Below are 9,838 nucleotides of genomic sequence, written 5' to 3'. Positions count from 1 at the left end.
CGCACTTCACCGTCACCTGCAAGGGCGCCCCGTAGCTCACCGGGCCCCGGCCGCCAGCGCGTCCCCCAGCGCCGTGCGCTCGTAGAGGACGTACTGCCCCTGTCGGTGCGACACCAGCAGTCCGGCCTCGCGCAGCACCGAGAGGTGGGACGAGACCGACGACGGGGCCAGGCCGTGGCGGTTCGCCAGGGTCGTGGTCGAGGCGGGACCGTCGAGGCCGACGAGGACGGCGGCGCGGTGGGGTCCGAGCAGCCGGGCCAGCGCGGTGGGCGCCTCGGCGGGAGCGGCCCCGGTCGGCGGGCCGCCCGCGCCCCGGGCCGGATAGATCACCGTCGGCTGCCAGGGCCGGGCGAAGCCGCTCACCACGTCAGGCCGTACGAAGACACTGGGCATCAGCAGCACACCCCGCCCGTCGGGCCCCTGCGCCTCCTTCAGGTCGGCGTACATGCGCAGCGTGAGGGTGTCGTCCGCCCACTCGATCTCCGGGTGCAGGTCGCCGAAGAGTGCCTCGAGGCCGCCGTCCGCCAACTGCCGTGAGCGGTAGGCGATATCGGCATCCAGGAGTGCCTGGTGGCGGGGCCAGTCCGGCGCGAGCAGCGCGTGCCAGGCCCGCTCGGTGAGGTCGGCGAGGCGTCGCACGGTGCCCGCCGGGTCCTCCAACGCCGCCCGCCCGTACGGCGATGCGGCGGCGCCGGGTGTGCAGGCGAGCGAACGCGCCAGCTCCGTACGGGCCATGGCGGGGTCGGTGGCGCGCATCTGGGCCAGCTCCTCCTCGAAGGAGGCGTTCGGCGTCCGCGGCGGCGGTCCCAGGAAGTCCGGGGTGTAACCGCCCTTGCGGGGGATGAACAACCACAGCTCCACCAGGTCCAGGCCCGCCACGATGTCGCGCACGCGCCGCAGCCAGTCCCGGTGGAAGGCGTGCCGGTCCGGGCGCCGCAGCATGCGCAACGCCTCGTGCGTCTGACAGAGCGGGGACACCGCGAACCGGCAACGCGTCAGATCGTCGGTACCGAGGTGCAGGGTCAGCGGCAAAACAGTCTCCGACGGGTCTTCGGCCGAGCTCACGGGGTCGCCGAGCTCACCGGGTCGGGACGGGCGATTCGGCTCCAGCCGAAAGAGTAGTGGGCCGCGCGAGGACCCCGCAGGCTGGCCGTGGCCGCATCCGGCCGCCCCTCCCCCTTCGGCACCCCCTCAAAAGCCGCCTCGGCAACCCCTCTCAACACCCCTTCGCAGAAAGGCTCGTGGATGGCGAGCGTTCGTCTCACCACCTGGCGCAGAGCCGCCGTCGTCGCCGCACTCATGCTGGCCGCGTTCACCTTCAACACCACGGAGAATCTGCCCGTCGGACTGCTCCCGCTCATCGCGGACGACCTGCGTGTGTCGCTCTCCTCCGTCGGGCTGCTGGTCACCGGGTACGGCCTGACCGTGGCCGTCGTCTCGCTGCCCGTCGCGCACCTGACCCGGTCGGTTCCTCGCCGCCATCTGCTGTCGGGCCTGCTGGGACTGCTCGTGGTGGCCAGCTGGATGTCGGCGCTGAGCGATGTCTCGTACGGCTTCCTGCTCGCGGCACGGATCGCGACCGCGCTGGCCCAGGCGCTGTTCTGGGCGGTGATGGGTCCGGTCGCCGTGGGATTGTTCCCGCCCGAGCGGCGCGGGCGGGTGATCGGGCTGCTGTCCGTCGGGGGCTCACTCGCCACGGTGCTCGGGGTTCCGGCGGGTACCTGGCTGGGCGGGCACAGCGGCTGGCGGGCGCCCTTCGTGGTGCTCGGGGCGCTCGGCCTCGTCGCGCTCGTCGCCGTCGCCATCCTGCTGCCGACCTCGCGCCCGGACGAGGGGCACGCGGCGTACGGGGCGGCTCCCGACGTCCGCCGGTTCGCCGTGGTGCTGGCGACCACCGCGCTGTCGGTCACCGGCGCCTTCGCGGGATTCACCTACGTCGTCGCCTTCCTCGACGACGTGAGCGGTTTCTCCAGGGATTCGGTGAGCGCCGTGCTGCTGGCGTTCGGGGTGGCGGGCATCGCGGGCGTCTCGGCGGCCGGCCCGCTCCTCGACCGCTTCCCGCGCGCAACCCTGACGGTCCCGGTGGCGACCCAGGCGGTGGCGCTGCTCGGGCTGTACCTGGGCGGCGGGCGCAGTCAGGTGGCGGCCGTCGCCCTGCTGATGCTCCTGGGCGCGTCGGTGGGCCCCGTCTTCATGGCCACGCAGAGTCAGGTCCTCCACGTCGCGCCGGGACGCACGGAACTCGCCCTGGCGGCGAACTCGGCCGCCTTCAACGCGGGCGTCGCGGCGGGCGCGCTGACCGGCGGCGCCGTGCTCCACGCCGCCGGGGTGCGCGGGACGTTCCTGGTCGGCGCACTGCTCACGCTCGGCGCCCTGGCCGCATTGGCCTGGCCCGCGGCCGGCTCGTCGCGGGCGAGGCCGGACGGTCAGGGCAGTGGTTCGGCGGTGGGGACCATCGGCGACTGGTAGCCGCCGCTGGCCAGCATCCGCACTTCCCCCGCTGTGCTGATCTCGGCGCGGAGTATGCCGGTGGGGTCCGAGTACACCGGGTTCCCGCCCGGTCCAAAGGTGTCGGTCCGTTCGACGACCACCTCGTCGGTGATGACGCCGACGCCTGATTCCTGATGGGTGAAGATCAACCGGTAGCGGTCCGGAGTGTGCATGACGACCTCCCGTACCCGAGACAAGCCAGAGTTACATAGGCGGGCAAATCGACCCTCCTCCATGATGCGGCCAGATCAGCCCGACAGCAGCACTCGCCGAGCGGCCCGTGCCACGGGGCCCGAACCGGCCCCTGTCACACCACGCGCCGCCTCTCGCCTCGGGGCGCCCGGCAGTGTAGACATAGGCACATGGTCCGGCTCTTGGGTCGATCCCGGGCTCGGTCGACCCCTCGCCCAGACGGTCCGCGCGCGGGGCGCAGACCCGCGTGGGGACCGCGGTCCGCGCTGGGCGGGCGCAGCGTCGCGGGCCAGGTGTTCGTGCTGCAAGTGGTGATCGTGCTGCTGCTGATCGTCTCCGCGGTGGTGGCGCTGGTGCTGCAGGTACGGCACGACAGCACGCAGGAGGCCCGCAATCGTTCACTGGCCGTCGCCGAGACGTTCGCCCACGCGCCCGGCACCCGTGAGGCGCTGAGCAGCCCCCACCCCACGCTCGTGCTGCAGCCGCAGGCCGAGGCCGCCCGCAAGCAGTCCCACGTGGACTTCATCGTCGTGATGAACACCGACGGGATCCGCTACACCCACCCCAAACCGGACCGGATCGGCAAGAAGTTCGTCGGGAACACCGCCCCCGTGCTGGCCGGCCACTCCATCACCGAGGAGATCAACGGGACCATCGGGCCGCTGGTGCAGGCCACGGTTCCCGTCAAGGCGCCCGACGGCAAGGTCGTGGGCATGGTGTCGGCCGGTATCACGACCGCCAACGTGGGCGGCGTCGCGGACCGGCAGCTGCCCCTCCTGCTGGGCGCCGCGGCCGCCGCGCTCGCCCTGGCCACCGGGGGTACGGCGCTCGTGAGCCGGCGCCTGCTGCGCCAGACACACGGCTTGGGCCCGTACGAGATGACCCGGATGTACGAGCACCACGACGCGGTGCTGCACGCCGTCCGGGAGGGGGTGATCATCGCCGGCGGCGAGGGACGGCTACTGCTCGCCAACGACGAGGCACAGCGCCTGCTCGACCTGCCCGCCGACGCCGAAGGACGGCATGTCCTGGAACTGGGCCTCGAGACGGACACCGCCGAGCTGCTCGCCTCGGGACGGGTCGCCACGGACGAGGTGCACCTGGTCGGGGACCGGCTGCTGGCCATCAACCAGCGGCCCACGGACCTCCAGGGCGGTCCGCCCGGCAGTGTGGCCACCCTGCGTGACTCGACCGAGCTGCGCGCGCTGTCCGGCCGGGCCGAGGTGGCGCGCGAGCGCCTCAAGCTCCTGTACGACATCGGGGTGGGCGTCGGCACCAGTCTGGACGTGACCCGCACCGCCGAGACGCTGGCCGAGGTGGCCGTTCCGCGGTTCGCGGACTTCGTGACCGTGGACCTGGCGGACGCCGTACTGAACGGGGAGGAGCCGGACGGAGTCACCGAGCTGCGCCGTACCGCGTGCAGCGGCATCCGCAAGGACGCCCCGCTCTACCCGGTGGGCGAGAAGATCCGCTTCGTCGCCTCCACTCCCCAGGCCCGGAGCCTGCGCACGGGCGAGGCCGTCGTCGAGCCCGACCTCGAAGGGGCCCCGGGCTGGCTCGCCCAGGACCTGGAACGCACGACGCAGGTGGTGGAGTACGGCATCCACTCGCTGATCACCGTGCCCCTGCGGGTGGGCCCCCTGGTGATGGGCGTCGTCAACTTCTGGCGCTCCCGCAAGCCCGAGCCCTTCGACGAGGAGGAGCTGGCGCTCGCCGAGGAACTGGTCGCCCGTGCCGCCGTCTCCATCGACAACGCGCGCCGCTACACGCGCGAGCACACCATGGCCGTGACGCTGCAGCGCAGTCTGCTGCCGCGCAACCTGCCCGAGCAGAGCGCCCTGGACATCGCCTACCGCTATCTTCCGGCGCAGGCGGGGGTGGGCGGGGACTGGTTCGACGTGCTGCCGCTGTCCGGCGCCCGGGTCGCCGTCGTCGTGGGGGATGTCGTCGGCCACGGACTGCACGCGGCGGCAACGATGGGACGGCTGCGGACCGCCGTCCACAACTTCTCCGCCCTGGACCTGCCGCCGGACGAGATCATCGGGCTCCTCGACGAGCTGGTCGGCCGCATCGACCAGGACGAGGCGTCGGCGGACAGCAGCGCCGCGATCACCGGCGCCACCTGCCTGTACGCCGTCTACGACCCGGCCTCCCGGCTCTGCACGGTCGCCCGGGCCGGCCATCCGCCCCCGGCGCTGGTCCGTCCCGACGGCAGCGTGGAGTTCCCCGATGTGCCCGCCGGGCCTCCGCTGGGGCTCGGGGGTCTGCCGTTCGAGACAGCCGAGCTCAAGCTGGAAGAGGGCAGCCGTCTGGTGCTCTACACGGACGGACTCGTCGAGGACCGGGAACGGGACATCGACGAGGGGCTCGAACTGCTGCGCGCCGCCCTCACGGGGGTCGACCGGTCACCGGAGGACACCTGTCAGGCGGTCCTGGACGCCCTGCTCCCAGCCCGCCCGAGCGACGACATCGCCCTGCTCGTCGCGGGCACCCGCACACTCGGCGCCGAGCACATCGCCGAATGGCAGGTGCCGTCCGAACCGGCGGCGGTGGGGGAGGTACGCGCCTCGGTCACCCGGCAGCTGGCGGAGTGGGGCCTGGACGACATGGCGTTCACCACCGAGCTGATCCTCAGCGAACTGGTCACGAACGCCATCCGCTACGGCAGTGGCACCATCCAGGTCCGCGTGCTGCGTGACCGCAGCCTGATCTGCGAGGTCTCGGACAACAGCAGCACCTCACCCCGCCTGCGGTACGCGGCCACCACGGACGAGGGCGGACGCGGCCTGTTCCTCGTCGCCCAGCTCGCCGAACGCTGGGGCACCCGCTACACCCCGGCCGGGAAGGTCATCTGGGCCGAACAACCGCTGCCCTGAGCGGCCCGCGGGAGGGCCCACGGTCTCGATCCGGTCCCCGGCGCGACGAATTCCGTGGTTGCCGGTCCAATGGAGATGACCGGATATACCGGTACGACATGTGCCGTCGCGTCCATGGGGCCCTGCGGCGGTGCGATGGAGGTCCGCGATGCCCACTGCTCTCCGGCTGCTGCCCGCCCTCTCCCCCGACCATCGGGCACGGCTGATGTCCCTGGCCCGGGAGGTCTCCTTCCCGGCGGACGGAAAGATCTTCGAGGCGGGGGGAACCGCGGACCGTTTCTGGGTGGTCCGCTCCGGCACGGTCTCCCTGCACCAGCGGGTCGTCGGTGAGCGACGCATCTCCGTGGCGACGCTGGGACCCGGCGATCTGCTCGGCTGGTCGTGGCTGTTCCCGCCGCACCACTGGGACTTCGGCGCCGAGGCGTTCAGTCCCGTGCGCGCTTACGAGTTCGATGCCGCGGAGGTGCGCACGCTGTGCGACCAGGATCCGGCCCTGGAACTGTCGCTGACCCGGACCATCGCCGCGATCCTCGCGCACCGCCTGGAGACGACCCGGGCGGCCCTGATCGAACACTACGCGCGCCACGGCGGTGGCGGTGTGCGCTGAGGTGAGCGGCGGGGACCTGGCTGCGATAGGAATCTCACGTGAACCAGACTCCTGACCGCAACGAGACGTCCTTCGAGCTCCTGCCCGGTGCCCCCGACTCCCCCGTCATCCTGCACGTCCCCCACTCCTCGCGGCGCATTCCGGCGCTGGTGCGCGCCGGCATCGCGCTCGACGACGCCGCGCTGGAGCGGGAGTTGGACCACATCACCGACGCGCACACCGCGGAGCTGGCCGCGGCCGCGGCGCGGGCGGCCGAGGTCACGCCATGGCGGTTCGTGAACCGGCTGTCCCGGCTGGTGGTCGATCCCGAACGCTTTCCCGACGACCGGGAGGAGATGCTGTCCGTCGGAATGGGCGCGGTCTACACACGGACGACCCGGCGCACACCGCTGCGGCCCGCCGACGTCGACCCGCGGCCACTGATCGAGCACTACTTCCACCCGTACGCGGCGGCCATGACCGCGGCGGTGGCCGACCGGCTCGCCGTCACCGGGCGGGCGGTGATCGTCGACGTCCACTCGTATCCGACGGCCCGGCTGCCCTACGAGCTGCACGGCGACGGTCCGCGACCGCAGGTCTGTCTGGGAACCGACTCCTTCCACACGCCGCCCGAGCTGGTCGCCCTCGCGGAGAAGGCGTTCGCGGGCCTGAGCGGTGTCGGGATCGACAGCCCGTTCTCCGGCGCGTACGTCCCACTGCGCTTCTACGAGAGGGAGCCGCGGGTCACCGCTCTGATGGTGGAGATCCGGCGGGACATGTACATGACCGAACCGGGCGGCCCCACAGGCCCCGGGTTCTCACGACTCACCTCGGCGCTGACCGCTCTCGTCGATGCCATGGTCAGCGGGTGAAGCGATAACAGGTCTGGCTGAAACTCCTGCCCCTGCCGAACCCGAAGACGCTGTGGGGCGCCACCTCGAAGACCAGGGCGAGGCCCGCGTCCCCGGCTTCCTCCGTCGACGGCGGCGCCGCAGCCGCCGTGGCGGAGTCGAAGGCCCCGTTCCGCACCTCGAAGTGCCACTCCGGGCCGTACTTCGCCTCCCACGCCGCCGCCAGCTCGGCCAGCCGCTTCTCGTCGGTGATCCGGACCGCGTCGCCCTCGACCACCAGGTCGAGGCCCTCGCCGTAGGCGTTGGCGCCGGTGGTGAGAACGACGTGCGGGTTGGCGGCGAGGTTCAGCCCCTTGCGCTCGCGCGCGCCGGTGGCGAAGTGGAGCGCCTCGTCCAGCCACACCGACATCAGTGGGGTCACGTGGGGTCGGCCGTCCGGACGTACCGTCGACAGCCAGAAGATCTCGGCCTTCTCCAGGCGGGAGACGGCCTCGGCCCAGGGAGTGGCGGTGGCCCCGGGAGAGCTGTAGCGCGCGTCCAGATCGGCCTGGGGTTCCTGCGTCTGTGCCCGTGTCGGCATGGCGGAGTCCTCTCGGTCCTCGGTCCTCACCCATGGTTCCCGTCAAGCGCCGACTCCGCGCGCGGACCCCGTCTAAGGTCGGGATGAGCAATCGCTTAGCAACGAGCCCGGGGAGGGTAGGGGATCATGCCGGTCATCGACGCGTGGATGCAGCACCCCACACCGCGCCACTCCAACCACGAGATGTTCGAGTCGCTGCGCCGCTGGACCGGCATGGGGCTGCCGGAGGAACCGCTTCCGGTGAAGGTCACGGTGGCGGCGCTCGCGGCTGCCGACGTGGAGATCGGGCTGTCCGCGGCCTGGTACGGGCCGCAGGGGCCCCTCATCGACAACGACGAGGTCGCCGAGTTCGTCGCCCGGTCCGAAGGGCGGCTGCGCGGGGTCGCGGGCGTGGACCTGACCAAGCCCGTCGCGGCCGTGCGGGAGCTGCGGCGGGCCGTCCAGGAGCTGGGCTTCGTGGCCCTCAGGATCGTGCCGTGGCTGTGGCAGCTGCCGCCCACCGACCGGCTCTACTACCCGCTGTACACCGCCTGCGTCGAGCTCGGCATCCCGTTCTGCACCCAGGTCGGACACACCGGACCGCTGCGCCCCTCCGAGACGGGCCGGCCGATCCCGTACATCGACCAGGTCGCGCTGGACTTCCCCGAGCTGACCATTGTCTGCGGGCACATCGGCTACCCGTGGACCACGGAGATGATCTCGGTGGCCGACAAACACGCCAACGTCCACATCGACACCAGCGCCTACACCGCCCGCCGCTACCCGACCGAACTGGTCGACTATCTGCGCGGCCGGGGACGGCGCAAGGTCCTCTTCGGCTCCAACTACCCCATGATCACGCCGAGTCAGGCCCTGGAACACCTTCCTGACCTGCGCCTCGACGCCGAGACCACCGAGTTGTTCCTGGCGGGCAACGCCCGCCGCGTCTTCCGCCTCGGGGATCATTCGTAGATGCTGGGGCCAGGTACACGTTCGACCCCGAGGTGAGGGCAGCCCGTCGATGGCTTTGCAGATCAGCGCCACCAACCCGGAGCACCCCGCGCTCCTGCTCGAACTGCCCTGGCAACTGCCCCTGGAGGAGTGGCCGGAGCACTACCTGGTCCCGCTCCCCCGCGGCATCTCGCGGCACGTGGTGCGCTACGCGCGCGCCGGGACCGAGGTCGTGGCCGTCAAGGAGCTGGCCGAGCGGCCCGCCCTGCGCGAGTACGAACTGCTGCGCAGCCTGGACCGGCTCGCCATCCCCGCCGTGGACCCGCTCGCCGTGGTCACCGGGCGCACCGACGGCGAGGGCGGCCCGCTGGAGCCCGTCCTCATCACCCGGCACCTGGGCGGCTCGATGCCCTACCGGTCGATGTTCGAGACGACCATGCGGCCCGCCACCATGCACCGCCTGATGGACGCGCTGGCGGTGCTGCTGGTGCGGCTGCATCTGGCGGGGTTCGCGTGGGGCGACTGCTCGCTGTCCAACACGCTGTTCCGGCGCGACGCCGGAGCGTACGCGGCGTATCTCGTGGACGCCGAGACCGGGGAGCTGCACCCGCGACTGAGCAGTGGGCAACGGGAGTACGACCTCGATCTCGCCCGCGTCAACATCAGTGGGGAGCTGCTGGACCTGGAGGCCGCGGGGGCCCTGCACCCCTCCGTCGATCCGATCGAGTTCGGCATGGAGATCTGCGCGCGCTACCAGAGCCTGTGGGACGAGCTGACCCGCACATCCGTCTACCCGGCGGGCAAGCACCACTACATCGACCGCCGGATCCGCCGCCTGAACGACCTCGGTTTCGACGTCGCCGAGATGCAGATCGCGCACTCCTCGAACGGGGACACGGTGACCTTCGTGCCCAAGGTCGTCGACGCGGGCCACCACCAGCGCCAGCTGCTGCGGCTGACCGGGCTCGACGCCGAGGAGAACCAGGCGCGCCGCCTCCTGAACGACCTGGAGAGCTGGATGGCCACCCAGGACGACTACACGCCTGGCGACCCCCTGACCGCCCGCCCGGAGGTCCTCGCCCACCGCTGGGTGCGGGACGTGTTCCGGCCGACCGTCCGTGCGGTGCCGCTGGACCTGCGCGGCTCCATGGACCCGGCCGAGATCTACCACGAGCTCCTCGAACACCGCTGGTACCTGTCCGAGCAGGCCCAGCACGACATCGGCCTGGACACCGCCGTGGAGGACTACGTCACCAACATCCTCCCCAAGCTGCGGGAGTCCCTGCTGCCACCGGCGGAGGCCCCCACAGAGCCCGCGTGAAGCGGTTCCAGA

The 9,838-nt window shown here is 71.9% G+C and carries 9 protein-coding genes; 6 read left to right on the top strand and 3 right to left on the bottom strand.

The features are described 5' to 3' along the window. Positions 1-36: 36 nt before the first annotated feature. Positions 37-1,032, bottom strand: coding sequence for a DUF5937 family protein (locus AQJ27_RS41870; RefSeq protein ID WP_067381252.1), 996 nt, complete (start codon positions 1,030-1,032; stop codon positions 37-39). A 213-nt stretch (positions 1,033-1,245) separates the two neighbouring features. Here AQJ27_RS41870 and AQJ27_RS41865 point away from each other — a divergent pair, with 213 nt between their 5' ends. Beyond that, a complete protein-coding gene (locus AQJ27_RS41865; RefSeq protein ID WP_067381249.1) occupies positions 1,246-2,469 on the top strand; it encodes an MFS transporter in 1,224 nt (407 codons plus the stop codon). On the opposite strand, the gene AQJ27_RS41860 is transcribed toward AQJ27_RS41865, so the two are convergent. Beyond that, positions 2,427-2,663, bottom strand: a complete 237-nt coding sequence (locus AQJ27_RS41860) for a DUF6296 family protein (RefSeq protein ID WP_067381246.1) — start codon at positions 2,661-2,663, stop codon at positions 2,427-2,429. The two genes, AQJ27_RS41865 and AQJ27_RS41860, sit on opposite strands and share 43 nt — an antisense overlap. Before the next feature lie 189 nt (positions 2,664-2,852). Between AQJ27_RS41860 and AQJ27_RS41855 the strand changes: the two genes are divergently transcribed. From AQJ27_RS41855 to AQJ27_RS41845, 3 genes are all read left to right on the top strand, one after another. Further along, on the top strand, positions 2,853-5,558 hold the full coding sequence (locus AQJ27_RS41855; RefSeq protein WP_079065659.1) for a SpoIIE family protein phosphatase: 2,706 nt from the start codon (positions 2,853-2,855) through the stop codon (positions 5,556-5,558). Between the two features lie 148 nt (positions 5,559-5,706). After that, positions 5,707-6,165, top strand: a complete 459-nt coding sequence (locus AQJ27_RS41850) for a cyclic nucleotide-binding domain-containing protein (protein ID WP_067381241.1) — start codon at positions 5,707-5,709, stop codon at positions 6,163-6,165. A 38-nt stretch (positions 6,166-6,203) separates the two neighbouring features. After that, the gene (locus AQJ27_RS41845; RefSeq protein ID WP_067381238.1) at positions 6,204-7,016 is read left to right on the top strand and encodes an N-formylglutamate amidohydrolase; all 813 of its coding nucleotides are present in this window, start codon (positions 6,204-6,206) and stop codon (positions 7,014-7,016) included. Here AQJ27_RS41845 and AQJ27_RS41840 read toward each other — a convergent pair. Next, complete coding sequence (locus tag AQJ27_RS41840; RefSeq protein WP_067381235.1) at positions 7,006-7,575, bottom strand: pyridoxamine 5'-phosphate oxidase family protein; 570 nt, start codon at positions 7,573-7,575, stop codon at positions 7,006-7,008. The genes AQJ27_RS41845 and AQJ27_RS41840 overlap by 11 nt on opposite strands. A 126-nt stretch (positions 7,576-7,701) precedes the next feature. Here AQJ27_RS41840 and AQJ27_RS41835 point away from each other — a divergent pair, with 126 nt between their 5' ends. Both AQJ27_RS41835 and AQJ27_RS41830 read left to right on the top strand, forming a co-directional pair. After that, positions 7,702-8,526 (top strand): amidohydrolase family protein, encoded by an 825-nt coding sequence (locus AQJ27_RS41835; protein ID WP_067381232.1) that lies wholly within the window; start codon positions 7,702-7,704, stop codon positions 8,524-8,526. Between the two features lie 49 nt (positions 8,527-8,575). Beyond that, positions 8,576-9,826 (top strand): DUF4032 domain-containing protein, encoded by a 1,251-nt coding sequence (locus AQJ27_RS41830; protein WP_067381228.1) that lies wholly within the window; start codon positions 8,576-8,578, stop codon positions 9,824-9,826. Positions 9,827-9,838 lie beyond the last annotated feature (12 nt).

This window comes from Streptomyces olivochromogenes (genome assembly GCF_001514115.1).
Lineage (GTDB): Bacteria > Actinomycetota > Actinomycetes > Streptomycetales > Streptomycetaceae > Streptomyces > Streptomyces olivochromogenes.
The sequence above is the reverse complement of the archived record's forward strand: the minus strand, read 5'-3'. Positions and strand labels throughout refer to the sequence as shown.